General features: G+C 58.3%; 24 protein-coding genes, 1 tRNA gene and 1 pseudogene. 20 read left to right on the top strand and 6 right to left on the bottom strand.

The window, feature by feature from the left end:
• Positions 1 to 59 precede the first annotated feature (59 nt).
• Entirely contained in the window at positions 60 to 1,037 is a 978-nt protein-coding gene (locus H8K20_RS05580; RefSeq protein WP_186487721.1) for an RluA family pseudouridine synthase, read from the bottom strand.
• Positions 1,038 to 1,299: 262 nt separating this feature from the next.
• Here H8K20_RS05580 and H8K20_RS05575 point away from each other — a divergent pair, with 262 nt between their 5' ends.
• The 3 genes from H8K20_RS05575 (at position 1,300) to cls (ending at position 5,585) form a co-directional block, all read left to right on the top strand.
• The gene (locus H8K20_RS05575; RefSeq protein WP_186487720.1) at positions 1,300 to 2,340 is read left to right on the top strand and encodes a lipid II:glycine glycyltransferase FemX; all 1,041 of its coding nucleotides are present in this window, start codon (positions 1,300 to 1,302) and stop codon (positions 2,338 to 2,340) included.
• Positions 2,341 to 2,439: 99 nt separating this feature from the next.
• Positions 2,440 to 3,876: a M20/M25/M40 family metallo-hydrolase gene (locus tag H8K20_RS05570; RefSeq protein WP_186487719.1), complete on the top strand. Its 1,437-nt coding sequence runs from the start codon at positions 2,440 to 2,442 to the stop codon at positions 3,874 to 3,876.
• A gap of 173 nt (positions 3,877 to 4,049) precedes the next feature.
• Positions 4,050 to 5,585: a cardiolipin synthase gene (gene cls, locus H8K20_RS05565; RefSeq protein ID WP_105204382.1), complete on the top strand. Its 1,536-nt coding sequence runs from the start codon at positions 4,050 to 4,052 to the stop codon at positions 5,583 to 5,585.
• A gap of 661 nt (positions 5,586 to 6,246) precedes the next feature.
• Here cls and H8K20_RS05560 read toward each other — a convergent pair.
• The gene (locus H8K20_RS05560) at positions 6,247 to 7,761 is read right to left on the bottom strand and encodes a S41 family peptidase (protein ID WP_186487718.1); all 1,515 of its coding nucleotides are present in this window, start codon (positions 7,759 to 7,761) and stop codon (positions 6,247 to 6,249) included.
• 234 nt (positions 7,762 to 7,995) lie between these two features.
• Between H8K20_RS05560 and udk the strand changes: the two genes are divergently transcribed.
• The 10 genes and pseudogenes from udk to H8K20_RS05510 all read left to right on the top strand — a co-directional run bounded on the left by udk (position 7,996) and on the right by H8K20_RS05510 (position 16,158).
• Positions 7,996 to 8,616 (top strand): uridine kinase, encoded by a 621-nt coding sequence (gene udk / locus H8K20_RS05555; RefSeq protein WP_186487717.1) that lies wholly within the window; start codon positions 7,996 to 7,998, stop codon positions 8,614 to 8,616.
• Between the two features lie 30 nt (positions 8,617 to 8,646).
• Positions 8,647 to 9,822, top strand: coding sequence for a M20 metallopeptidase family protein (locus H8K20_RS05550; RefSeq protein WP_186487716.1), 1,176 nt, complete (start codon positions 8,647 to 8,649; stop codon positions 9,820 to 9,822).
• A 10-nt stretch (positions 9,823 to 9,832) separates the two neighbouring features.
• Complete coding sequence (locus H8K20_RS05545) at positions 9,833 to 10,426, top strand: HD domain-containing protein (protein WP_186488209.1); 594 nt, start codon at positions 9,833 to 9,835, stop codon at positions 10,424 to 10,426.
• Positions 10,427 to 10,448: 22 nt separating this feature from the next.
• Positions 10,449 to 11,096, top strand: coding sequence for an HAD family hydrolase (locus H8K20_RS05540; RefSeq protein WP_186487715.1), 648 nt, complete (start codon positions 10,449 to 10,451; stop codon positions 11,094 to 11,096).
• Positions 11,097 to 11,151: 55 nt separating this feature from the next.
• Positions 11,152 to 11,340, top strand: a complete 189-nt coding sequence (locus H8K20_RS05535; RefSeq protein WP_105204388.1) for a DUF6440 family protein — start codon at positions 11,152 to 11,154, stop codon at positions 11,338 to 11,340.
• Between the two features lie 43 nt (positions 11,341 to 11,383).
• Positions 11,384 to 11,932 carry a nucleoside 2-deoxyribosyltransferase gene (locus tag H8K20_RS05530; protein ID WP_154865406.1) on the top strand — a complete coding sequence of 183 codons (549 nt, stop codon included), beginning with the start codon at positions 11,384 to 11,386 and terminating at the stop codon, positions 11,930 to 11,932.
• Between the two features lie 288 nt (positions 11,933 to 12,220).
• A complete protein-coding gene (locus H8K20_RS05525; protein ID WP_341480820.1) occupies positions 12,221 to 13,612 on the top strand; it encodes an MATE family efflux transporter in 1,392 nt (463 codons plus the stop codon).
• A 943-nt stretch (positions 13,613 to 14,555) separates the two neighbouring features.
• Positions 14,556 to 15,128, top strand: coding sequence for a DUF3793 family protein (locus H8K20_RS05520; RefSeq protein WP_186487714.1), 573 nt, complete (start codon positions 14,556 to 14,558; stop codon positions 15,126 to 15,128).
• Positions 15,129 to 15,184: 56 nt separating this feature from the next.
• Positions 15,185 to 15,616: pseudogene (locus tag H8K20_RS05515) on the top strand (flavodoxin).
• A 296-nt stretch (positions 15,617 to 15,912) separates the two neighbouring features.
• Positions 15,913 to 16,158 carry a glycine zipper domain-containing protein gene (locus tag H8K20_RS05510; protein ID WP_105204392.1) on the top strand — a complete coding sequence of 82 codons (246 nt, stop codon included), beginning with the start codon at positions 15,913 to 15,915 and terminating at the stop codon, positions 16,156 to 16,158.
• Between the two features lie 145 nt (positions 16,159 to 16,303).
• Here the strand turns inward: H8K20_RS05510 and H8K20_RS05505 are convergent, their stop codons facing one another.
• Both H8K20_RS05505 and H8K20_RS05500 read right to left on the bottom strand, forming a co-directional pair.
• The gene (locus tag H8K20_RS05505) at positions 16,304 to 17,074 is read right to left on the bottom strand and encodes a sulfite exporter TauE/SafE family protein (protein ID WP_186487713.1); all 771 of its coding nucleotides are present in this window, start codon (positions 17,072 to 17,074) and stop codon (positions 16,304 to 16,306) included.
• A gap of 284 nt (positions 17,075 to 17,358) precedes the next feature.
• Positions 17,359 to 18,525 carry an iron-containing alcohol dehydrogenase gene (locus H8K20_RS05500; protein ID WP_105204394.1) on the bottom strand — a complete coding sequence of 389 codons (1,167 nt, stop codon included), beginning with the start codon at positions 18,523 to 18,525 and terminating at the stop codon, positions 17,359 to 17,361.
• A gap of 467 nt (positions 18,526 to 18,992) precedes the next feature.
• Between H8K20_RS05500 and H8K20_RS05495 the strand changes: the two genes are divergently transcribed.
• Together H8K20_RS05495 and H8K20_RS05490 are read left to right on the top strand one after the other, a co-directional pair.
• The gene (locus H8K20_RS05495; protein ID WP_186487712.1) at positions 18,993 to 19,370 is read left to right on the top strand and encodes a CidA/LrgA family protein; all 378 of its coding nucleotides are present in this window, start codon (positions 18,993 to 18,995) and stop codon (positions 19,368 to 19,370) included.
• Positions 19,367 to 20,047, top strand: coding sequence for an LrgB family protein (locus tag H8K20_RS05490; RefSeq protein ID WP_341480819.1), 681 nt, complete (start codon positions 19,367 to 19,369; stop codon positions 20,045 to 20,047). The genes H8K20_RS05495 and H8K20_RS05490 overlap by 4 nt, the downstream gene beginning before the upstream one ends.
• A 77-nt stretch (positions 20,048 to 20,124) precedes the next feature.
• Here H8K20_RS05490 and H8K20_RS05485 read toward each other — a convergent pair whose 3' ends face one another.
• Positions 20,125 to 20,751 carry a flavin reductase family protein gene (locus H8K20_RS05485; protein ID WP_186487711.1) on the bottom strand — a complete coding sequence of 209 codons (627 nt, stop codon included), beginning with the start codon at positions 20,749 to 20,751 and terminating at the stop codon, positions 20,125 to 20,127.
• 199 nt (positions 20,752 to 20,950) lie between these two features.
• Between H8K20_RS05485 and H8K20_RS05480 the strand changes: the two genes are divergently transcribed.
• The 3 genes from H8K20_RS05480 (at position 20,951) to H8K20_RS05470 (ending at position 23,224) form a co-directional block, all read left to right on the top strand.
• Positions 20,951 to 21,265 (top strand): hypothetical protein, encoded by a 315-nt coding sequence (locus H8K20_RS05480; RefSeq protein WP_154865409.1) that lies wholly within the window; start codon positions 20,951 to 20,953, stop codon positions 21,263 to 21,265.
• Positions 21,255 to 21,692, top strand: a complete 438-nt coding sequence (locus H8K20_RS05475) for a HEPN domain-containing protein (protein ID WP_105204398.1) — start codon at positions 21,255 to 21,257, stop codon at positions 21,690 to 21,692. Before H8K20_RS05480 ends, H8K20_RS05475 begins: the two co-directional genes overlap by 11 nt.
• A 197-nt stretch (positions 21,693 to 21,889) precedes the next feature.
• Entirely contained in the window at positions 21,890 to 23,224 is a 1,335-nt protein-coding gene (locus H8K20_RS05470; RefSeq protein WP_186487710.1) for a DNA recombination protein RmuC, read from the top strand.
• A gap of 116 nt (positions 23,225 to 23,340) precedes the next feature.
• Here H8K20_RS05470 and H8K20_RS05465 read toward each other — a convergent pair whose 3' ends face one another.
• Positions 23,341 to 23,766 (bottom strand): hypothetical protein, encoded by a 426-nt coding sequence (locus tag H8K20_RS05465; RefSeq protein ID WP_105204399.1) that lies wholly within the window; start codon positions 23,764 to 23,766, stop codon positions 23,341 to 23,343.
• 206 nt (positions 23,767 to 23,972) lie between these two features.
• On the opposite strand from H8K20_RS05465, the gene H8K20_RS05460 reads away from it, so the two are divergent.
• Positions 23,973 to 24,064: transfer RNA gene (locus H8K20_RS05460), tRNA-Ser, on the top strand.
• 264 nt (positions 24,065 to 24,328) lie between these two features.
• Positions 24,329 to 25,447: a C45 family autoproteolytic acyltransferase/hydrolase gene (locus H8K20_RS05455; RefSeq protein ID WP_186487709.1), complete on the top strand. Its 1,119-nt coding sequence runs from the start codon at positions 24,329 to 24,331 to the stop codon at positions 25,445 to 25,447.
• Positions 25,448 to 25,449 lie beyond the last annotated feature (2 nt).

Genomic DNA, 25,449 nt, shown 5'->3' with positions numbered 1-25,449 from the left:
AAGAGCGTCCAGATGGGCATAAAGAGAGAGCCGCGCTGCCAACATGCAGCGCGGCTCTCTCACTGTCCGCCGGCGGTCTTACACGGTGCGAACAGCTGACAAAATGCCGGCTTTTGGGTGGTAAAAGAGCGGCCCCGCAGGTAGTCCAGCGGCCCGCCCTCCGCCGGCCAGTCAAACTGTACCCGGTACGAGCACAGCGCCTGGCTCTTCATGCGGTAGCGGCGGTTGACGCTGTTTTCACCGTATTTGCTGTCGCCCAACAGCGGGTGCCCGCTGGCGGCAAACTGGGCCCGAATCTGGTGGGTGCGCCCGGTCAGCAGCCGGGCCTCGACCAAACTCAGCTGCGGCGTCTCATCCAGCACCTGCCAATGGGTAATGGCCCGTTTGGCGCCGGGCTGCGGGTTTTGGCGCACATATACCCGGCTCTGGCGGGCGTCTTTAAACAGGTAGTTGTCAAATTTGCCGCGCGCTGCCGGCATGTGTCCCACCACAGCGCACAGGTAGCTCTTGTGGATCTGCCGCTGCCGTATGCGCAGCAGCAGCTCCTGTTCGGCGGCGGCCGTTTTGGCCGCCAGCACGATGCCGCTGGTGCCGCGGTCGATGCGGTTGCACAACGCCGGGGCAAAGTCCTGCCCCGGCCGGTATCCGCCCTGCTCTTGCAGGTAGTGGCGCAGCTGATTTTGCAGGTTGTTCTGCTCGCCGTTTTGGCCCGGCAAAACCAGCAGCCCGGCCGGCTTGTCGGCCAGCAGCACGTGGTCGTCCTCGTACACCACGGCAAAGGTGGGCCCGGCCGGTACGGGGGCGGGAACGCCGCCGCTCTCGGCCGCCCCCGGCAGGTACTGGGGCTCCAGGTACAGCCGCAGCGTATCGCCGGCCTGCACCCGGTACGAGATCTCGCGGCGGCGGCCATTTATCTTGATGTTGCCCCGCTTGAGCGCCCGGTAAAAGGCGCTGCCGGGCAGATCGGGGCAGATAGAAAATACCAGTTTATCCAGTCGCTGACCGGCCTGTTTGGCCCCTATCTGACAGATGTACATCGCTACTCCTCCCGGGTGCCGCGGGCCGAATAATGGCCCACCGCTATTTTGCCCCCGTATTGTAACACGATTTGGCAAAAAGGTAAATTACTGCCGGTCAAAAGGTGCATACTGTCTAAAACTGTGCTATACTAATACCGGTAAGCAAACGGTAAAAAACGGGGCTGTATAACGGTCGATAGCGCCTGTGCCGGTGGGCTTTGGGCCCTGCCGCCAGCGGGTCGGCCGCCGCCCTAAAAATATAGTCAGAGGAGCGTTTACTTTGGAGATTTTAGAGCCAGCGCACTACGGCGAGTACGAGGAATTCGTGCTGCACCACCAAAACGGCACCTTTACCCAGTCCACCCACTGGCCCCAGGTCAAAGAGGGGTGGGGCCACGGGGTCATCGTCTCCCGCGGGGCCGACGGCGCCATCCGCGGCGGCATGGTGGTGCTCACCAAAAAGGTGCCCGGCCTCAACCGCAACTTTCTGTACGCCCCCCGCGGCCCCATCTGCGACTACCGCGACGAGGAGACCTTTGCCGATCTGGTCGAGGGTGCCAAGGCTTTTGCCAAAAAGGTGCGCGGCTTCACCTTTAAGATGGACCCTATGGTAGGGGCCGACGACCGCACCTTTATCGAGATGGCCAAAAAGTACGGCTTTACCTATAAAGAGGACCAGACCGACGACGACACCATCCAGCGGCGCAACAACTACATGCTCGACCTCACCGGAAAGACCGCCGACGAACTGCTGGCCAGCTTTCACCAGAAGTGGCGCTACAACATCCGCCTGGCCGCCCGCAAAGGGGTCGAGGTGCGGGTGTGCGGCAAGGAGTCGCTGCCCGATTTTATGAAGATCTATCAGGTCACCGGGGCCCGCGATGGCTTCAACACCCGCCCCCAGGCGTATTTCGAGCGCATGCTCGACGCCTTTGGCGAGCACATCCGGCTGTATATCTGCTACTACCAGGGTCAGCCGGTCTCGGGGGCCATCACCACCAACTTTGCCGGCAAGACCTGCTATGTGTACGGCGCATCCGACAACAACTTCCGCAATGTAATGCCCAACCACGCCATGCAGTGGGCCATGATCCAGTGGGCGATCGAGACTGGCTGTACCACCTACGACTTTCAGGGCATCCCGCTCGATCTCTCGGGCGAGGATCACATGCACGGGGTATACCTGTTTAAAAAGGGCTTTAACGGCCAGGTGGTCACCTTTACCGGCGAGTACGATATGGTTTTTGCCCCCTGGGTGCAAAAGTTCGTAGATACCTCAGAAAAGGTGCTGCTCAAGCTGCGCCGAACAGGGAAGAAATAGCCGCTTTGGCAGTGGGTGCCCCGGCGCGGCAGCCGGTGCAGGACGCTGCCCTGCCGTCTGGCGGCATGCCGGGCGCATTGTGTGAGGAGGATGAGATTTATGTTGGCACTGTATATCCTATTGGCGCTTTTGTTGTTGCTGGTGCTCGTTTTGGTGGTCAATACGCTGCGCTGCGGCACCAAGACCGGGGGCGGCCAGCCCGGTGCGCTGCCGACGCGCGAGAAGGTCGATCACTACGCCGACACGCTGTCGCAGATGATCGCCTGCAATACCGTCACAGTGCAGCCCGGCGGCGATATGTCGCCCATCTACGCCATGCACCAAAAGCTGGAGGAACTCTTCCCCCTCATCCACCAAAAGTTAGAAAAGCACGATATAGATGGGGCGCTGCTCTTTAAGTGGGCCGGCAAAGACCCATCCCGCCCGCCCATCCTGCTCATGTCCCACATGGATGTAGTGCCGGCCACCGGCGACTGGAAGTACCCGCCTTTTGCCGGCACCATCGCCGAGGGCAAGATCTGGGGCCGCGGTGCGGTAGACACCAAGGGTTCGCTGTGCGGCATCTTAAACGCGGTGGAGGAGCTGCTGGGCGAGGATTTTGCCCCCGCCGGCGACGTGTACATAGCTTCCTCCTGCAACGAGGAGATCAGCGGCTATGGCGCCCCCAAAACAGTGGCCTACCTCAAAGAACAGGGAGTGCATCTGGGCCTGGTGATGGATGAGGGGGGCGCGGTGGTCGATCCGCCGCTGCCGGGCATACAGAACAAGTTCTGTATGCTGGGGCTGATGGAAAAAGGTATGGCCAACCTGCGCTTTACCGCCCGTTCCCACGGCGGCCACGCCAGTACTCCGCCCAAAAACACCCCCCTGGCCCGGCTGGCGGCCATGGTGGACTACGTCGAGAAAAAAGAGCCTTTTACCAAGAGGTTCACCCCACCGGTCGAGGGGATGTTCCGCGAGATGGCCCCCTATATGCCGTTTGGCTACAAGCTGGTCTTTGCAAACCTCTGGCTGTTTCGGCCGCTGTTGCTCAAAATATTGCCCAGAGCCAGCGCCCAGGCCGGGGCCATGCTGCAGACCACCTGCGCCTTTACCATGGCCAGCGGCTCCGATGCGCCCAACGTCATCCCCGAAACGGCCGGCATCACCGCCAATTTGCGCTACATGTCCCACGAGCCAGAGGCGCTGGCCATCAAAAAGGCACGGGACTTTGCCGCCAAGTTCGACTGTGAGGCCGAGGTGCTCACCTCCAGCGACTGCTCCGGCACCGCCGATATAAACAGCCCCTATTACGCCCATGTGTGCGACACGCTGCACACCGTGTTTCCCGAGGCGGGGGTGGCCCCCTACGTGATGCTGCAGGGCAGCGACAGCCGCCACTACGAGGCGATCTGCGACTGTGTGCTGCGCTTTGCCCCGCTGGATATCTCCAAACAGCAGTTAGGCAGCATCCACGGGCTGGATGAAAACCTGGATGTAGAGGCGCTGGCCCGGGCGGTGGCGTTTTACCGCACCCTGATCGAGACCTGCCGCTAAGACCCGGCGCGCTGTGCACTGGATGCGCCGCAGCGGTACCGGGGCCCACTGCCGGGCCCTCAAAAAAACGAAGAGCCCCTCACTTTATCTCACCGGGCAGTACCTGCCGCAAGAGGGGGGCCAAAGACCACACGGCAGCATGTTTGCAGCACGTTTAAAGGAAATATAGGTATATGAAAAAGCTCTTAAAATTTTTGCTCAGCCGGGTGGTGATCGTGGGCCTGCTGATCTTGTTGCAGGCGGTATTCTTCGTGGTGGCGCTGTGGATGCTCAACGAGAAATTTGCCTACCTGTACCCGTTCATGCTGGCGCTGAGCATCATCTGCGTCATCTGGATCGTGGGCAAGCAGTCAAACCCCGCCTACAAGATCCCCTGGATCATCATTATTTTGGCGCTGCCGATCTTCGGCGGTCTGTTTTACGTGTTTTTCGGCAACAACAAAGTCCCCAAGGCACTGCGGGGCCAAGTCGAGGTGATCTACGAAAAGACCGGCGACTTTCTGGTGTCCAACCAGGCAGTCACCCGCGAGATACAGGCCCAGAGCAAGCACACCGCCAAGCAGTCGCGCTATATCAGCACCCACTCCTACTACCCGGTATATAAAAACACCCAGACTACCTACCTCTCGCCGGGGGAGGAGCTCTTTGCCGCACTGGTGGAGGAGCTCAAAAAAGCCGAACACTTTATTTTTATGGAGTACTTCATCATCGAAGAAGGCGTGATGTTCGACACGGTGATGGATATCCTGGAGGAGAAGGCCCGTGCCGGGGTAGACGTGCGGATGATCTACGACGATGTGGGCTCGCTGATGACGGTGCCCAGCGGCTACTACAAAAAGATCCGCAGCCGCGGTATCAAGTGCTATGTGTTCAACGAGTTCAGGCCCCGGCTGCAGATGCAGCTCAACAACCGCGACCACCGCAAGATCACCGTGATCGACGGCCATGTGGGCTTTACCGGCGGCATTAACCTGGCCGATGAGTACATCAACGAAAAAGAGCGTTTTGGCCACTGGAAAGACGCCTCTATCATGCTAAAAGGCGATGCAGTGTGGAACCTGTCGGTGATGTTTTTACAGTTCTGGCAGTACTGCTCCAAACAGACCGAAGACTTCGAGAAGTTTCGCCCCGACTACTATCAGCACCGCGACTACGGCTTTGACGGCTACGTGCAGCCCTACGCCGACAGCCCGCTGGACGCCGAGATCGTGGGCGAGAACGTGTACCTCAACATCATCTCCAACGCCACCGAATACGTGTATATCAACACCCCCTACCTGATCGTAGACAACGAGACGCTGCAGGCGCTGAGCCTGGCGGCCAAGAGCGGTATCGACGTGCGCATCGTCACCCCGCACATCCCCGACAAGTGGTACGTGCACATGGTCACCCGCTCCTACTACCGCACGCTCATCGAGGCGGGGGTCAAGATCTACGAGTACACGCCGGGCTTTATTCACTCCAAGACCTTTGTGGCCGACGACGCGGTGGCGGTGGTGGGCACCACCAACCTCGACTTCCGCAGCCTGTACCTGCACTTTGAGTGCGGGGTGTGGATGTACAAGTCGCGGGCGGTGAGCCAGCTCAAGGCGGACTATCTGGCCACCCTCAAAAAGTGCGAGCAGATGACCTTGCAAAAGTGCGACAGCGAGCCACTGCCCAAACGCATGCTCACCAGCGTGCTCAAGGTGTTTTCACCGCTGATGTAGCCCGTTTACACCTATACCTCAGCACAAGAAAAAGAGCCGGCGCAGCCCTGGGAACAGATGATCTGTTCCCGGCTGCGCCGGCTCTTTTAAGTGTACCATGCAGTGCCCGGCTGTTGGCTGACGACGGTAGAGCCCGCCTTTTGCCGTCCTGGGTGCCGGATGAACAGACTGCCCCAACAGTCCCGATAGCCGCCCATCTGGGTGGGGCTTTTAAACGGGCCCGGCCCCGCTGTCGCAGGCGCTCATCAGCGCTTGGGATCGGCTGTACTGGAATGTAAAGATCAGGTTTGGCCTGTGCCAGACGACTCTCTGTCACAGACGTTGGCGAACACCGATTTCGAAAATTCAGTAAGACCGGTACGAGTCAGAGCAGGGAGAACGGGGACACGCGACAGGCGCTGGGGCGCGTTTTTTTGTGGTTCTGGATGCACGCTGCCGCGTGCTTTTTTGCTCTGGCAATGGCCGCGATGCCGGCGGCGTCCATGTCTGTCAGCGGCAGGGCAACATGTACAGCACAACACGCTGTCCTGCGTTGTGCCCAGGGAACTGAGCACCTGGGGCGGCGGTTTTCTACCATGGCCGCAAAATACGCGTGGCTCGCTCTCCCGTCGTCATCGGTGCCCAGGGACCCGGGGGGCAGACAGCCGCCCGAGACCGGTCGTCACTTCTGCTTTTTGACGTCCTCCCACACCGCCTGCAGGTGGCTGTCAGACTGGCTGGCGAGCTCTTGCGGGGTGATCTTAACCGCGATATCAGGGGTCAGCGCCGCCGCGTCCGAGTCGGCAAAGCGGGTGATCTTCTGGTGCGAGATACGGTAGCAGATGCCCGAATTTTTGAGCTGCCCGCTCACCGGTGCGCCGTAGCCGGTAGAGGCGGCGGCCGTATCGCTGCCCACCAGCTTGGCCGCGCCGCTGTCGTGCAGGGCGATGGCCAGATCATTGGCCGTACCGTATACCCCTTCATCGATCAGGCAGTATACTTGGCCGGTAAACAGCAGATCGCTCTGCCGCTCATTTTTTTGCAGCCCGATATCGGTGAGCGCACTGCCGGTGGTAAGACGGTACCCCAACTGGGCGGCGGCCAGATCGCTGTAACGGGTGACGGTGTTTGAAAATTGCTTGACGTTGTCCACATCGATGTAGGGCATCAGCAGGGCGGTCATGTCGCTGCCGCTGCCGCCGTTTTGCCGCAGGTCTACCACCAGCGTGTGTACCTTTTGCTGTTTGATGGCGCCAAAGGCCTCTTTTAAAAAGCTTGCCGCCTCTTTGCCGCTGTCGCAATAGGGCAGCACCAGCTGGCACACCCCGCTCTCGATGGTGTAAGAAAAACTCGGCGCCGCCGGGTCGGCCAGCGGGGCGGTGCAGGTCACCTGCTGTCCGCCGCGCTGTACTGCCACCGCCACCGTGCCGCTCGAGGTGTCTACCCCGGCGGCGTACAGAGTGCTCTCGCGCAGCAGGTCGTTTTCACAGGCCCGGTAGAACAGGCCGCTGTTTTTCACGGTGCCGCTGTCACTGCGGCCGGTCTCGGTGGGGGTAATGACTTTGAGCCGGCCGGTGATGCGGCTTATCGGCACACCGCCGATCGACACCAGCTCATCTCCCGGCTGCAGCTGACCGCCGTCGGCAGCGGCACTTTTGCCGCCGTCCTCTTCGTCTGTGGCGGGCTCTGCCTCCTCCTCATTTTCAGATCCCTCGCCGTTTTCGGCGGGCTGGGCCGGCTGTGGTGGGCTGTAGCTCTTTACATACAGCTTGTCCTCGATATAGCGCAGCTGGGCGGGTATCTGCCGGTCAGACAGGCGCACCGCGGCGGTGTGCCCGTCCTGCAAAGTGGCGGCCACCTGGTTTAAGATGGTGGTGAACTCCGATACCTTTTTGGGCGACTTTACCGACTTTTTGGCCTGCTCCAGCGCCGCCTTGGTCTCGTCGCTAAAACCGCCGGCAGTGGCCGGGTGTACCTGGGCCAGCTGTTTTTCAAAAGTGGCCAGGTCCTCTTTCATCTGGGCGGGGGTCAGCTGGGTCGCCAGCGGCAGCTCCTCCTTGGGGACAAAGGGCTTGCCCGCCCGCAGGTCGCGGTGCTGGTAACTGCTGTAGATAAAAATACCTGTCGCCAGCCCAACGAGCACCAGCGACGCCAACAGCTGCCGTCCGGCGTGATTTTTGCGTTTTGGCTTTTTCATAGCTTCTCGTGCTCCATATCGTAAAAATAGGTGGTGCCGCCGGTACCCGAGCACCGCCGACATATACTGACAATATATCACAAAACCCATGTGCTGGTAAACTGCCGGCCCGGCGGGAGATTTGCGGGTAGCATTTTTGTCCTGTTTCTATTATAATCAAAGCAGGTATAAAATGTGGTTCGGCGGGCCCTGCGGCGCCGCCGACCTTTGCGCTAGCAGACAGGGGGCAACACAATGCAACAGACCACCATCATCGGTATCGCCGGCGGCACCGGTTCGGGTAAGACCACGCTGGCCAAAAAGTTAAAGACCGCCTTCAGCGACGAGGACGTCATCATCCTCTGCCACGACTACTACTACCGCGCCCACGACGAGCTGAGCTACGAGGAGCGCACCCGCCTGGACTACGATCACCCCGATGCCTTCGAGACCACTCTGCTCATCGACCACCTGAAAAAGTTGCGGCAGGGTAAGACCATCTACCGCCCGGTATACTCGTTTTCCGACTACAACCGCACCGGCGACGTAGTGGAGGTGAAGCCGGCGCGGGTCATCATCCTCGAGGGCATCATGATCTTCGAGGATCGGGCGCTGCGCGAGCTGATGGATATGAAAGTATTTGTAGACACCGACGCCGACGTGCGCATCCTGCGCCGGCTGGTGCGCGATGTAAAAGAGCGCGGCCGCAGTCTCGACTCGGTGGTGCGCCAGTACCTCGAGACGGTAAAACCCATGCACGAGCAGTTCGTAGAGCCCAGCAAAAAGTACGCCGATATCATCATTCCCCGGGGCGGTCACAATCAGGTGGCGCTGAATATGCTCATCAATCGGGTGCGCAGCCTGCTGGACGAGTAGCCCCGCGCATTAAAAAAAGGAGAGATCATTTTGAATACACTGCTACAGGAAGCAAAAGAACTAGAACAGCAGCTCATCGCCGACCGGCGCTATCTGCACCAAAACCCCGAGCTGGGTTTTGAGCTGCCCATCACCACCGCCTATGTAAAAAAACGCCTGGGCGAGATGGGCTACCAGATAAAAGATATCTGCCCCTGCGGCTTTACCGCCACCATCGGCGACCCCGCCGGCAAAACCATTCTGCTGCGGGCCGACATGGACGCGCTGCCGGTAAAAGAGGAGACCGACGAGCCCTTTAAAAGCGAAAACGGCAACATGCACGCCTGCGGTCACGACACCCACACCGCCATGCAGCTGGGCGCGGCGCAGCTCTTAAAAGATCATGAAAAAGAGCTTAAGGGTCAGGTGGTGCTGTGTTTTCAGCCGGCTGAGGAGCCCATAAAAGGCGCCATCGCCATGATCGAAAACGGGGTGCTCGAGGGGGTGGACGCGGTGTTCGGCCTGCACACCTCCATCCCCCTGAAGGCCGGCAGTGTGCGGCTGCTGGCCGGGCCTATGCTGGCCTCCAGCGATATCTTTAAAATAGATATCCAGGGCAAAGGCGCCCACGGGGCGCTGCCCGAGACCGGTATCGACCCGGTGAACGTAGCCTCCCACATCAATATCGCCCTGCAGACTATCCTCACCCGCGAGGTATCGGCGCTGCAGCCGGTGGTGCTCACCTTCGGCTCTATCTGCGCCGGCGAGGCGGCCAACGTCATCCCCGAGAGCTGCCAGATGCAGGGCACCCTGCGCTGCTTTGACCCCGAGATCCGCCAGTTTGCCAAACAGCGCATGGAGGAGATCATCCATTCCACCGCCGCCACCTTCCGCGCTACCGCCACCGTCTCCTACCTGGCCGAGACGCCCCCCACCTATAACGACCCCACCTTTGCCCGGGAAATGCAGGGCTACATCCGCCAGACTATCGGCGAGGAAGATACCATCACCGAGGGGCCGCGCATCATGGGCAGCGACGACTTCTCGTATTACTCCGACCTAAGCACCGGAGCGATGTTCCACATCGGCATGGGCAGCCGCGAAGAGGGCTATACCTACGGTCTGCACAACCCCAAAGCAGTGTTTTCTGAAAAGTCACTGGCAGTGGGGGCGGCGGTATTTGCCGCCTGCAGCATAGAGTGGCTGCGGGCCCACCGCGATGACTGAGGGCCGCGAGATGGACTATAAAGAGGAATTTATCCGCATCTTTAATGAGCAGGTGACCCGCCCGGGGGCCGACCGGCTGCTCAACTGGTTGGAAAAAACCGACTTTTTCACCGCCCCGGCCTCGACGCGCTTTCACTGTGCCTGCCAGCAGGGGCTGGTGCGCCACAGTTTGAGCGTATACCAGGTGCTGATGGAAAAGCACTTTGTCGAGGGGGAGGACAACCCCGAGAGCTTTGCCATCTGCGGCCTGCTGCACGACCTGTGTAAGGCCCAATTTTACAAGGTGAGCACCCGCAACGTGAAAAACGAACAGACCGGCCAGTGGGAGAAGGTGCCTTTTTACCAGGTGGAGGACGTGTTCCCCTACGGCCACGGCGAAAAGTCGGTGTTTCTTATCGAGCGCTTTATGCGGCTCAAAACAGCCGAAGCTATGGCTATCCGCTGGCACATGGGCGGTTTCGACGAGAGCGTAAAGGGCGGCAGTTTTGCCATGTCGGGCGCCTTTCGGGCATATCCGCTGGCAGTAAAGATGCACCTGGCCGACTTAGAGAGCACCTACATCCGCGAGCGCGACACCTCTGATGTGCCAAACGAGCACCGATGAGCAGACTGTTAGGAGAGAGCATTTGAAAGCGATATTTGATATGGATGGAACTCTGACCTGTTCCACCTCTATCTGGGACGGGGTCAGCGAGGCGTATGTCCGCTCGCTGGGCTACGAGGTGCCCAGTGACTACCAGCAGCGCATCCGCGGCAAGAGCTTTAGCGGCGCGATGGAGTATATAATCGAACGCGACGGTATCACCGGCATCACCGCCGACGAGATGATCGCCGCCCAGTTCGAGATCGTGCGCCGAAAGTACCGCGCGGTGCCGCTGAAACCGTCGGTACAGGCATATCTCGAATACTTGCAGCAGCAGGGGATCGAGATGGCGGTGGCCACCCAGTCGCACGATTATATGGCCGCTGAGATCCTGCGCAGCCACGGTATCGAGCGCTATTTTTCACACATCGTCAGCGCCGAGGCCATGGGCACCCACAAGTCCAGCCCCGACGTGTATCTCGAGACAGCCCGCCGCCTGGGGGCTGCTCCGGGGGAATGTGTGGTGTTCGAGGACATGCTTTTTGCCCTCACTACCGCCCACAATGCCGGCTTTCGCACCGTGGGGGTGGCCGACGAGAAATCACTCGGTGACCGCGCAGCCATCTGCCGTATTACCGAGCGCTACATCACCAATTTTGCCCAACTTATCGCCGAGCCGCTGCCCCGGTAAACACTTTGCCTGCAATGCGGCTTTAGCAGGGCCTTACTAGGGAGGAAAAAACGACATGGCCAGAGCAGATGACCGCTTCGTTCGGGTGTATAAGCAGGGGACGATGACGATAACCGAGATATGGGTGGACCGGTATACCGGCGTCAACTACCTCTACCACGAGGATGGGTACTCTGGCGGGCTCACCCCGCTCTTAGACCGCGACGGCAAGCCGGTGGTTTCGCCGGTAAGCGGCAACCTGTAGCCGCCCGCCGCCGGTAGGATACTATTTTGACAGGAGGTCCCCTATGCCCAAGATCTTTTTGAGCGACAGCAATATTTTTTATAAAGACTGCCACCAGCGGGTGGAGCGGGCGGCAGCGTTGTGCGCCCAGTACGGGTTCGACTGCTTTCACCCCCTGCGCTCCAACTTCCACGCACAGGCGGGTATGGCTCCGCCCCAGATGGCGGCTGCGATTTGCCAGAACAACTTAAAAGAGCTGGATGCCTGCGATATTCTGTTGGCCCAGCTAGACCCTTTTCGCGGCCACGAACCCGACAGCGGCGCCGTGTTTGAATGCGGGTATATGTTCGCCAAGGGAAAGCCGGTATACGGCTATGTCGCCGACACCCAAAAGAGCTACTGCCAGCGCTACCCGGTCAAGACTTTTGACCGGGAAGACGGGGTGTACCGCGACGAGCAGGGGAGGCGCATCGAGGAATTCTCGCTGCCGGTGAACCTGATGCTGGGGGTGCCGGTGCATATCGTCACCGGCGGTATCGAGGATGCCCTGCGGCAGATCGCCGCCGATTGGAAAGCACAAGGTATTGATGGCAATGCAGACTGTGTAAAGTGAAATAACATTACACTATAAAAGCCGCTGGCCCGTGCAGGGCAGCGGCTTTTTGTGCGATCATGACGCATCTGCAAAGATCTGCATGAGTACTGTAAAGTCTAATCACATTACAGCAAAAAACAGGACCTGTATAGAGAATTTTAACGCACTGCGTATCGAGCTGCTGCCCAGCTGTCAGGTAGCGACAAAAGCTGTCTCATTTTGTGGCATATACCTTTACGAAAGATAAAAAAGGTGTATAATGCAGGTATGAACATATTATGAATAATGTAAAGCTGGTGTAAACAAGTGCAGTTTTTTAAGGCAGAAAAGTTGCTACACGGCATGGGCCGGTTGGGGGAGATCCCCAGCGAACAAAAGATCTTCAAGACCACCTTCAACATCGCCTGGCCCTCGATCCTCGAGTCGTTTCTCATCAGCCTGGTGGGCATGGTCGACACGGTGATGGTCAGTTCGCTGGGGTCCTATGCGATCGCGGCGGTGGGGCTCACCACCCAACCCAAATTCATCGCCCTGGCGGTGTTTCTGTCGCTGAACGTGGCCATCTCGGCCATCGTGGCCCGACGCCGCGGCGAAGGCGACCGTGAGAGCGCCAACAAGGTGCTCATGCAGGCACTGGCTATCTCGGTGGTGCTCACGGTCATCATCTCGGCGGCATCGGTTGTTTTTGCCGATCCTATCATTCACCTGTGCGGTTCGGCGCCCGATACCCATAAAGATGCGGTGGGCTACCTGCGCATCATTCAGGGGGGCATGATCTTCAATGTGCTCTCAATGGTCATCAACGCCGCCCAGCGCGGCGCCGGCAACACCAAGATCGCCATGCGCACCAACATCGTATCCAACGGTGTAAACATCGTGTTCAACTACCTGCTCATCGGCGGCCATTTCGGCTTTCCCAAACTGGGGGTCCAGGGGGCGGCCATCGCCACCGTGCTGGGCAGCATCTGCGCCTGTGCCATGAGCATCTTTTCGGTGCTGCACCCCGACCAGTTCATCTGCCTGCGCCACCACTTTACGCTCTCGTTTGATAAGCGCAATATCTCCGCCATCGTCAACATCGGCTCCAGCACCTTGGCTGAACAGGTGTTTTTGCGCATCGGCTTTCTCATCTACGCGATACTGGTAGCCAAACTGGGCACTACCGCCTTTGCCGCCCACCAGATCGGCATGAACATCATGAACATCTCCTTCTCGTTCGGCGACGGTCTGTCGGTAGCTGCTATCGCGCTGGTGGGCCGCAGTCTGGGCGAGAAGCGGCAGGATATGGCCAAGATCTACGGCGGCGTTTGTCAGCGCATGGGGGTGGTGTTCTCCCTCATGCTCTCGATCATCTGTGTGGTGTTGGGCAAGCCGATCTTTATGCTGTTTTCCCGCGAAAAAGCCATTTTAAATTACGGCGAGATGATCATGGTCCTCATGGCGGCCATCACCTTTTTGCAGATCGCTCAGGTGGTGTTCTCAGGCTGTCTGCGCGGTGCCGGCGACACCAAGTTTACCGCGTTCGTCTCGCTCATCAGCGTCACCTGTATACGCCCAGGGCTGGGCTATCTGTTCTGCTATCCACTGGGGCTGGGGCTGTTGGGGGCCTGGTTGGGCCTGGCCTTTGACCAGCTGGTGCGCTTTTTCCTTACCTGGCTGCGCTTTAAAAGCGGTAAGTGGACGACTTATAAGGTGTGAGTACCTCTGTAAAGACGTAAAAGAGCGGGGAATCCCGCTCTTTTTTGTTGCAGGAGGGGGCGGAGATATTTGCAGACAGGGGAGAGATCAGCTTCGCGGTCGGTATAGACCATATCTTCTCGGTCCGGTGGCCGCTTCTGGGTTTTTAAAGACCATGTAGATGCCGGTTGCCAATAGCGCTCTCTACTAAAATATTCGTGCGCAGCACACGCTGTAGGCAGATGTTTGGTCAAGTGATCAGTCACAAAAGAGCAGAGATCAGATGCAGTAGAGCGCGGCGGCCCTCCAGAGACTTGCCGACTGGAAGATCGGTGTTCCGGTCATCCACAGAATAGCTGGCCGGCAGATATGCCGATCTTTTATAGGTGTGCCAGCTTGCTCGCGGAACACCGGTGATCGTTATTTGTCCACCCATAAAAAGCAGATGGGCGTAGTACTGCAGACAAAAAAGATGATCCTACGGCCAAGTACAAAGCTTGTTGGCTCCCGGCCGGTACCCGCGTACGTAATATTAGCCGTGTCAAGGCGTCTGTCAGGTGCGGTACTTGACGGCCCAGAGTTCATATTTTGCTGTCCTGCACTGTGGGCCGGTCAAAAGAGACGGTAGCGCGCCTATATAGAATAGAAAGTGAGCGTCAAGAGCTGGCAAAAGAGTGGACGGGTCAGGTGATTATTGGGCGAAGTTTATTAAAAAATATTTGCGAGCTCTGACAAAAACACCGATAGACCGCATGAATATCCCATTTTTACAGTTGTAAAAAATTTGCTATTCCCCATTGACAAATTCAGAGAGGAATGGTATAGTATAGCCATGGTTAGCGATAACTAACCATCAAAGATCAACCGGCCCTGAAGATCAGGGCGTTTTTGATCCACTATAGTTAGCTATTGCTAATTACAATTTCGGCTCGCTCCCCCGATGAGCGACTGTGAGGAGGACCGTATGGAGAGCACGCACCCCTGCCGCGCCGAACAGCTGCTGGCCTTTCACTGTGCGCCGGCGCTGGCCGGCATCAAACCGGCCAATCTGCTGTGTTGCAAAACAGATGACTTCGCGCGGGTGCGCACCCAGTTTCGCAATCTGGCCCGTCAACTCAGCGGGACCGATATCTGCATTCAGGTGCTCTGCCGCTGCCAAAAGCGGGTGCTCATCCTGGTATACCGCCGCCATAAGCTGGCGGCCCACCTGGACCAGCCCGACTATCACACCTACCTGAAAAAGCAGGGGTATCCAGTGGGGCAGGGGCTCAATACTGTGCTGCAACATCTGGCCCGTGCCATACAAAACGAGTGCGGCTTTCCCCACGAGATCGGGGCCTTTTTGGGATATCCCCTCGAAGATATCCAGGGCTTTATCCGCCACCGGGGGCAAAATTACCGGCTGTGTGGGTACTGGAAGGTATACGGCGACCCAGACCGGGCACAGCTGCTATTTGCCCGATACACCAGCTGTCGCAACGGGCTGTGCCGTCAGCTGGCACGCGGAAAACACATGGCACAGCTATTTGTCGCTTAAAGGCAAACCGTTCTCTGCGGCCGGTCACGGCCGCCGTCAGATAAGGAGGCAATATTTTGGATCAGATCGCAGTCATCTACTGGAGCCAGACCGGCAACACAGAGGCTATGGCACAGGCTGTCGCCGCAGGGATCGACGGTGCTGGGGCCAAGGCAGAGCTCTTTTAGGTATCGTCCATCACCCCCGAACAGGCTGCCGGTTACGATAAGTTGGCACTGGGGTGCCCAGCCATGGGCGCCGAAGTACTGGAAGAGGATTTTTTCGAACCGTTTTTTGCCGAGCTCGAGCCCAAACTGGCGGGCAAAAAGGTCGCATTGTTCGGCTCATACGGCTGGGGTGACGGTGAGTGGATGCGCGACTGGCAAGACCGCACCCAAAATGACGGCGCCACCCTGTGCGGTGACCAGGGTCTCATGATCAACGAAGCCCCCGATGATGAGGGGCTACAACAGTGCAGACAGCTGGGGGCCGACCTGGCGGCACTGTAAAACTTCGGTGCATCCGCGGCGCAAGTCGCGTTTACACATATACACCTCTTGGGAAGGGTTCTATCTACTCCTTTTTACAAAACTTCTTTCACTTGTGTGCAGCGTGCTCAGTGGGTAGAGTGCGCTGCGGCAAAAATGGGGCTGTGCAGACAGTCCCTTTTTTGCGCCTATAACGCAACAGGTGTTTGTTGACAGGAGCCCGCAAGCCGGCGTATAGTATCAATATGCGGGCGGCACGATCCGGCCCGCACGCTGCCGCGGTCACCGCGATGGCACATAAAGGAGGCAGCACGATTATGGAGCCACAGGATAAAGACGAGCAGCAGCCCCAGGATCAGGGGGAAAACAAACCAGATTTTGCTCCCGATGATGCGCCTTCACAGCCGGAGGAAGAGAACTACCAGTCGCTGGGTATTGCTCTGGGTCTCTGTTTTGGTGTGTCGCTGGGCCAACTGTTGTTTAAAAACATGGCCATTGGTATCAGCTTAGGGCTCTGCATAGGGCTGGCCGTCGGCACCAGTATCAAAAAGAAAAAGAGCTGAATCGGGCCCGGCGACAGGTTCGGGATCCAAAAAGTAAAATGCAGGTGGTGGGGCAAAAGATTCACCGCCAACACGCAAAAAAGGAGGGCGGCTCTGCTGCTCTCCTTTTTTGCGTATTCGCGTGTAAAAATATTTATACGGGCGGTTACTTAAAGAGGTTGACCAGCAAGATAGCAGCTCCCAACACTGTTAAGATCAGGCCGGTGATACGGTTTAGGGTGCGGGGAGCCGCTTTATTGGCAAAGCGAGCGGCCAATCTGGCCCAGAGCAGGGTAAACAGCATGCACAGCGCCAACAGCAGCAGGTCTGGTGCGTCGCCGATGACAAAGTGCGATACCGCCCCGGTCAGCGCCGTAAAAGTCATGATAAATACGCTGGTGCCCACCGCCGTTTTTAGCTCGTAGCCAAGTACCGAGGTCAGGATGAGCAGCATCATCATACCGCCGCCAGCCCCCACGAACCCGCAGATAAAACCCACTGCCGTACCGCACAGCAGCGACTGGAAAAACCGCTTTTGCGGGGAGATATGACCCATGGCCTCTTTGGTGGTCATCACCGGGCGCACGATAAACTTAATGCCCAACAGCAGCGTCATCACGGTAGAAAAGCCGCCCATCGTAGTGTTGGGCACCAAACTCGAGGTATAGCTGCCCACCAGTGTGAACACCAGTACGACCCCCATCATCACCAGCCCGTTTTTTATGTCCAGGTTTTTATGTTTGCCGTATGTGTAGGCCGACACTGCACTGGCCAGTACATCCGAGGCCAGCGCGATGCCCACCGCCGAGTAGGCCGGCACCCCCAAAAAGGTAATGAGCATGGGGCTGATGACCGCCGCCGCGCTCATACCAGCTAGCCCGGTGCCCAATCCAGCCCCCATACCCGCCAAAAAGCAGACCACGATCTTTAAAGCCATTTTACCATCTCTCCTGTCACTTTTCGCCCCTCCGTCGCAAACTATCGCGCCGAGAGCGCTCTTTTTCAGTGGGCTGGGCGGCCTTCTTATCGGCAGCTCCCAATGCTCTGCCGATAAGGCCGATTTTTCGACCTGAGGGAGCAGTGGCTCTGCCGCCGGTTACGGGGCCGCGGGGTATAGAGCCATCTGTCAGAGACGGCACCGCCGCATAACCCTGTGAAAAGGCGCAGATAAGGAGCCGGGCGATTCTGCCCGGCTCCTTATTTTGCGCGGTATAAAAATACTTATTTGGCCAGTTCGAAGATGGCGATGATATCCTCTTTGTCCAGCTTGGCAAAGAAGCCGGTGGTGGCTCCGCCGTCCAGTGCGCGCAGGGCCATCTCCTCGTAGCGGTCGTCGGTGATGCCCACATCGTGCAGGGTGGTGGGCATACCGATGGATTTGAAGAAGTTCTCCAGCCGGCGGATACCCTCCAGAGCGATCTCCTCCTGGTGCTCAAAGGCGATGTCTACATCCATCACCCGCACTGCGAACTGCACGAACCGCTGCAGGTTCTGCTTGTACACATGTTTCATCCAGGCCGGGGTCACCACCGCCAGACCGGCGCCGTGGGTCACATCATATAGAGCCGAGAGCTCGTGCTCGATGTTGTGGCAGGCCCAGTCTTCCTGACGGCCCATGCCCAAAAGGTCGTTGTGGGCCACGTTGCCCACGAACATGATCTCGGCGCGGTAGTTGTAGTTGGTGGGGTCGCGCAGTACTCTGGGGGTCACGTTGAGCATGGTGCGCAGGGCGGCCTCCAGCAGGCGGTCGGTGAAATCCACATTCTCGGTCTGGGTAAAGTAGCGCTCCATCACGTGGCTCATGATGTCGGTGCAGCCGGCAGCCGTCTGGTAGGCGGGCAGGGTATAGGTGGTCTCGGGGTTTAAGATGGCAAATTTGGGCAGGATGAGGGGCGAGGAGATCATCCGTTTCTGGTGACCCTCGTCTTTGGTGACCACACAGGCTTTGGACGACTCCGAGCCAGAGGCTGGCAAAGTCAGTACGACACCTACCGGCAGAGCCGCTTTTACCGTATCGTGGCCCAGGAAGGTCTCCCACAGGTCGCCTTCGTACAGCACGCCGGCAGCCACGGCTTTTGCGGTATCGATGGCGCTGCCGCCGCCCACGGCCAGCACGAAGTCCACATCATTTTTGCGGCACAGATCGATGCAGGTCTGCACGCCCGACAGGCGCGGGTTGGGCACTACGCCGTCGAACTCCAAAAAGCTGATGCCGCTCTCGGTCAGCGAATTCTCGATGCGGTCCAGCAGGCCGTTCTTTTTCAGGTAGTCGCCGCCGTAGCAGATCAGCGCTTTGGTGCCGTACTCTTTTACGAAACCGCCCACGTCGTTTTCGCGACCTTTGCCGAAGATGATCCTGGCAGGATTGTGATACTCAAAATTTTGCATCGTGTTTCACCTTGCTCTTTCTTATTGATTATCCGGCCCGAGGGGGCCGACTTTTTAGGCGCGGTCCTTTTCTCGATAGGAGGACCTGTTACATTAACTTTATTATAGAACGAAACGCACAACAAGTCAACGAAGATATTGTGAAAAACGTGGTCATTCTTTGTTAAAAATCCAACATATTTGTATATTGCGCATAGTATGTCTGGGTTTTATTATGCAAAAAGCGGTATTCTGCAAAGTCGCTGCACATTTGCGGCTCATGTGGCGATTTGTCTGTGTCAAAGCACTTAGCCGGCGTTCAGCGCTCGCAAAAACAGGGCACTGCCCGCGACGGACCCGCTTACAGAGCGGCCGGCAGCTACTTTGTGTAATTTTTCTCTCCGTTGCGCCAGTTGACTGTTTGTGTTATGGTTATGTCTGAAAAAAATAAATGTGCACTCTACACAAATATGATCGAGGAGCGCTGTATGAAAATACTCAAACAAATCTCTATCCTGCTGGGTGTCTGTATCGCCGGCAGCATCGTCACCCGTTTTTTGCCGGTACCTTTTCCAGCCAGTGTCGCGGCGATGATCCTGCTGCTCATTTTGCTGGGCACCGGCCTGCTCAAGCTGCACCAGATCGAGCAGACCGCTGATTTTTTGCTGCAGAACATGGCCTTTTTCTTTATCCCGGCAGCAGTGGGCATCGCCGCTGATTTTGGCCTATTTAAAAACTATCTGCTGCAGCTGGCGGTGGTGTTGGTGATCACCACTCTGCTCACCTTTGCCGCTACAGCGTTTACTGTCAGCGCTGTCATCCGCCTCACCGAGCGCCGCCGCCAAAGAAAGGGGCAACAGCCGTGATCCGCGAGATCTTAACGAGTCCGTTAGGGGCCATCTTTCTCAGCGCGGTGTGCTTTGTTTTGGGCAGCTGGCTGCAGAGAAAGGTCCGCTCACCGCTGCTCAACCCGCTGCTGGTGGCGGTGGCGCTCATTATTCTGGCTCTGCAGCTCACCGGCGTACCGCCACAGGCCTTTACCGATGCCACTCAAGTTATCGCTATGTTACTGGGGCCGGCCACTGCCGTGCTGGCAGTATCGATCTACCGGCAGATACAGGTGCTCAAACGGCACTTTCTACCGGTCGTGCTGGGCTGTCTGGTCGGGGTGCTCACCTCGGTGGGCAGCGCCTACCTCCTGTGCTCGCTGCTGGGGCTCGATCGGGCGCTCACCGCCTCGATGCTGCCCAAATCGGTGACCACCGCGATCTCGATGGAGCTTTCGCGCCAGCAGGGGGGCATCGTGGCGGTAACGGTGGCCGTTACGGTGTGTACCGGCATTTTGGGGGCTGTACTGGCCCCACTGCTGGTGCGGTTGTTGCGCATCCGCCACCCGGTGGCCGCAGGGGTGGCTATCGGGGCCAGCAGCCATGCTATCGGCACCTCTAAAGCGCTGGAACTGGGGGAGGTAGAAGGAGCTATGAGCGGGGTGGCCATCGGTGTCTCGGGCCTGCTCACGGTGCTGATTTTCTTATTTTTGTAACTTATCAAGTAGGTGAAGTGAAAAGGCGGTACCTCGTGTAGAAGTACCGCCTTTTTGCGTGCCGGCAACTGCTGCGATCAGCGCTGACCGCCGGATTGCGTAGGTGCTTTAGGGGGCACAAAACGCCGCGTCTTTTTGCGCTTGCCCGGCTTTCTCACCGAGTAGCCGAAGCTGCCCAACTTCTGCCCCAAAGCGAAGTACTCGCCATGGGCATAAGCGGCCAGGTCGGCCCGGTCCAGCTGCAGCCGACCGCTGTCGTCGATCAGCGACTCATCCACATCCACCGCCACGATTTCGGCCAAAAACATCTCGTGAGTGCCCAGTGGCAGTATCTGCTGTACTCGGCACTCCAGCGCCAGCGGGCTCTCGGCGATCAGCGGTGCCGAGACCTGGCTGGCCTTTCCGGCGTGCAGGCCCATCAGGGCAAATTTATCCGTGTCGCGGCCTGAGCGCACCCCGCAAAAATCGGCCGCCCGCACCAATTTTCGGGTGGTGAGATTGATGCAAAATGCACCGCTGTCTTTTATGAGACTGTAGGAGTGCCGCTGTGGCCGCAGCGAGATATAGGTCATGGCCGGGTGGGTGCATACGATACCGGTCCAGCCCACCGTCAAAGCGTTGGGGGCGTCGACCGTGCCGCAGCTGACCAGGGCCGGTGGCACCGGCGCCAGCAGCGCGCCTGGGCGCCAGATCTGTCTAGCCATTTAAGGTATCCTTTCCGGTGCCGGTCCGTCGCCTGGCACCCGCTTTTTTTCTATCATAACACACAATGACCGCCGGCAAAAGTGTTGCCGGGCAGATTGCAGCTGAGGCTAAAAAGGGGTATGATAGGAATAGAGACAGATGAAAAAAGCGCCCTGATACCGCCACCGGCGGTGCGGCGCTCTAGAGGAGGTTACCGCTGTGTCAACACAGGATATGCGCGACGAGATGCGGGAAGTGGTGGCGGATATCGTCAGGCTCATCCACCCGGAAAAGATCATTCTCTTCAGCCAAAAGCACTCGCTGCAGGGTGAGATGGTTAGCTTTAAATTGTGCGTAGTAGCTGACTGTGCCGATAAGGCCCAAACAGAGCGGCAGTTGTATCTCGAGATCGACAGCCCGGTTCCGTTCGATGTGGTGCTGTATACCCCCGAGGAGTTTGCGCAGTTAAAGGCGCTGCGCGGGACCTTTGCCTCAAAGGTGCGGGCGAAAGGCAAGGTGCTCTATGAGGCGTAGACATGGCGGCAACGACAGCCGCCGCTATTACGACTGGATCGATAGAGCGCAGGAGGACCTGCAGACTACCGAGGTACTGCTGCTGGCCGACAAGTGCTATTTTAGCTGCGCCTTCCACTGCCAGCAGGCCATTGAAAAAGCGCTAAAAGCTTACCTGCTGGTAAAGAGCGGCGACCTGGTCGACGGCCACAACCTGACCTGGCTCTGCAAGCAGGCCATGCGCCACGAGCGCGATTTTGACCAGTGGCTGGATGAGAGCGCCGCACTCAACCGCTGCTACATCGAGACCCGCTACCCCACCGACATCCCCTACAATCTGTCGCACAAGCGGGTGCGCCGTTTTTACCAGATGGCCAAAGATATGTTCGAGTTCATCGACGACGCAGTAGACCGCGAGCTGGAGCGCAGAGAGGCTGGCCGCGCCTGACAGGCGCTCTGCCAGCAGGCACAGCACCCGCATGGGTGCTGTATGTTACATTGTATAGGCCCTGTTGGCCCCGCTGCCGGCAGGGCCCTACTGCGCGTTGGGGCTTGTACTGCCGGGCGCGGCTGTGCTACAATAGTAAACAAAAGTTCTTGCCGGTGCTGGGCCGGCAAAATCACAGTAAAGGACGGTTCACTTTTATGGAGACCTTACTGCTGGGCCTGCTGACCCTCAATACGCTGCTGCTGGCGCTGCTCATATTTTTCACACTGCGCAAAAAGTCGGGTACCGGGGGCGACGAACGCGCTCTGCAGGCCCTGCGAGAGGCCCTGCTGGAAGACGCCCGCGCCAACCGCGCCGACAGCCAGCAGATGGTACAGAGCAGCGTAAATGGTTTGGGCAGCGTGCTGGCCCAGTCGCAGCAGCAATTTACCGGCGTGCTCAACGAGCGCCTGCGGGAGCTCAATACTCAGTTGACCATCCGCCAAGACAGTCTGCAGCAGTCGGTAAGTGCCATGATGAAAAATACCGACAAGCGCATGAGCGATTTCACGGCTCAAAACTACCGCCAGATGGAGGATATGCGCGATACCATCCAGCGCTCGGTGCGCGCACTGCAGCAGGACAATGCCCAGCAGCTGGATAAGATCCGCGGCACGGTGGATGAAAAGCTTCAAAAAACGCTGGAGGAGCGTATCGGCCGCTCGTTTGCGCTGGTCAGCGATCGTCTGGAACAGGTGTACAAAGGCCTGGGCGAGATGCAGAATCTGGCCGCCGGGGTGGGGGACTTAAAAAAAGTGCTGGCCGGGGTAAAAACGCGCGGGATATTGGGCGAAGTGCAGCTGGGCGCTATTTTAGAGCAGGTGCTGGCCCCCGAGCAGTACGCCCAAAACGTAGCTACCCGCCCGGGCAGTAAAAATGTGGTGGAGTTCGCCGTAAAGCTGCCCGGCGATGGCCAGCAGCCGGTGTACCTGCCTATCGACGCCAAATTTCCCTACGACGCCTACGCTCAACTACAGGAGGCCTATGACGCCGGCGACAAGGGGCAGATCGACCTGCTGGGCAAAGAGCTGGAACGCCGCATCCGCAGTTTTGCCAAAGATATACGCGACAAGTATGTAGAGCCGCCCTATACCACCGATTTTGCCATTTTGTTTTTGCCGGTAGAGGGGCTGTATGCCGAGGCGGTGCGCCGGGGCCTGGTCGAGGTGCTGCAGCGCGATTACAAGGTCAATCTGGCTGGCCCCACAACCATGGCCGCGCTGCTCAACAGCCTGCAGATGGGCTTTAAAACACTGGCGATCCAAAAGCGCTCGGGCGAGGTGTGGCAGGTGTTGGGGGCGGTAAAGACCGAGTTTGCCAAATTCGAGCAGGCTCTCACCGCCACCCGGCAGCGGCTGGAACAGGCCGGCAACGAGCTCGACAATCTGGTGGGGGTGCGCACCCGCCAGATACGCCGCAAGCTAAAAGATGTCAGCACGCTGGGCGAGGACGAAGCAGCCCGCATCCTGCCCGCCGGCGATCTGCCGGAATAGCCGCTGCCGCCAGCACGGCAGTTCAGTAAGTAAATACCGCCCGCACCGCTCAGGCTTCATCAGCGCATGGGGCGGTGCGGGCGGTATGGAAACAGGCAGCTTCTGCCGTACTTGACCTACTCGCCTAAAAACGACTTCATGGTCTCGATGTTATCCTGCTCGGTCTCGATCAGGCGTTGGGTGAGCGCGCGCACTTCTTCATCGGCGCCGGCCTGTTCTTTTAAGTGTTTGGTGGCCTGCACTACGCCCATCGTGCTGCCCTGGATCATCATCTGGGCAATATGGGATGGGGACTGATCGGCGATGGTCTTCATCTCGATCATCATGTAGGCCGAGAACTTGGCCATGGTCCCGTTTTCGCCCAAGTCGGTACCGGCCATTCGCTCGGCCTCATCGGCGATATTGCGGTACTCCTCTTTCTGGGTCATCAGCGCCACCTTAAAGCGGTCGTCGTCGACGATATCCAGCAGGTGGGCGATCGTGTCAATCCCCATTTTTACGTTTTTGTGTACAAAGTTGAGCAGTTCGGTATTTTGATCCATAATAGAAAGACCTCCTTTTCTCTACCTGTAGTATGGGGCGCAAAAGGGCTGTTTAGTCGCCGGCGCGCCCGCCAGATAGTTGCTTTTTTTGCCCGATAACAGCGGAGAGAACTCTTTGCAGAAAGTAGCAAAATACTACTTGACTTTTACTGGTCGGATCAGTATACTATAAAAGTACTCGCTGCGAAAACGGCGAGTATCTGTATGGAAAGATGGCTGAGCTGGTCGAAGGCGCACGACTGGAACTCGTGTAGGCGGTGATACCGTCTCGAGGGTTCGAATCCCTCTCTTTCCGCCAAGAGAAAAGCTGCTTTTTAAGTGGCTTTTCTTTTTTTGTCTCTGCATTTTATAGGGGGTCCCGCCACATCAGTTCGGGACCTCTTTTTCTTTTGGAGCGGCAGCTCTTAAAAACAGCAGGAAATATCATGTCGCTGTAATGATCGCCTGCTAAACTGTAAAGAGCAGCTGCATAAGTTCCCGGCAGGGCGCTGACCGTTGGCCGGTACAGCTGCGCTGCCCAGGTCAACTACATTTTACACACCGAGACAGGGAGACAAAAATTATGCCCACGATACAGACACACACGCTATCTCTCAGCGGCACCAGTTACGAAGTCGGGCTCCAGCTGGGGCACGTGATACGCCAAGACCCGGCGCTGCTGTCAAACCACACCGCCGGTATGAGCGGGTTTGGCCCCGCGCAGGTGGCCGAGGCGGCAGCGCTGTTTGACCGCTGGTGCCCAGGTCTAAACGAGGAGCTGGCCGGTTTGGCCGATGCGCTGGCTGTACGGCCAGAAAAGCTCTTTTATTACAGCATGACCTATCTGCTGCCCCGGTGCAGTCATGTGGCGCTGTTGTCGGCCGTCACCGCCGACGGCAAACCACTGCTGGCCCGTAACTACGAGTTTAGTCATCAGGCAGAGGATTTTTGCCTGGTACGCACCGCTGTAACGGGGAAATACGCCCATCTGGGGACCAGCGTGCTCCACCTGGGGCGGGATGACGGCATCAATGAGCATGGGCTGGCAGTGACCATCAGCTCCTGCGGGTTCCCAGTCGGGGCGCTCCCCTACATGCGCGCCCCCAAAAATAAAGGATTACAATTTTGGGCGGTGACCCGTGCGCTGCTGGAAAATTGCCGCGACGTCAGCGAGGCACTGGCCTGTTTAGAGGGTATGCCCATCGCCTATAATCTCAATCTGATCCTGCTGGATCGCAGCGGCCGCGCCGCACTGTTCGAGACGCTGGATGGCCGCCGCGCGCAAAAGGTGATAGAGCCCGACAGCGCCCAGCAGATGTTGTGGGCCACCAACCACGCGGTGCTGCCCCAGCTGGCTGCGATCGAGCCCCAGGTAATGGCCCACTCGGCCAGACGGTACGATTATATCGGTCAGCAGCTGAGCGGCAAGACCGGCATCACGGTGCCGGCGCTCAAAAATATGCTGTTGGCCGAATATCCAAATGGGTTGTGCTGCCACTATTTCGACGAGTTTTTCGGCACCACCAAAAGTATGCTCCTCTCACCGGCCGACGGCACTGTAGAGCTCTGTTGGGGCGGGGAAGCGGCAAACGGTTGGCGGACCTACAGCGTGGCTCAGCCGCTGACAGATAGCGCCGCCACAGCGTCTATCCAGCTCAAAAAAGCAGTGCCCGGCACCTACGACTGGTTGCCGCTGGGCTGACA

Source organism: Neobittarella massiliensis (ex Bilen et al. 2018) (genome assembly GCF_014269355.1).
Taxonomy (GTDB): Bacteria; Bacillota; Clostridia; order Oscillospirales; family Ruminococcaceae; genus Neobittarella; species Neobittarella massiliensis.
This window is presented reverse-complemented; position numbering and strand designations above follow the sequence as displayed.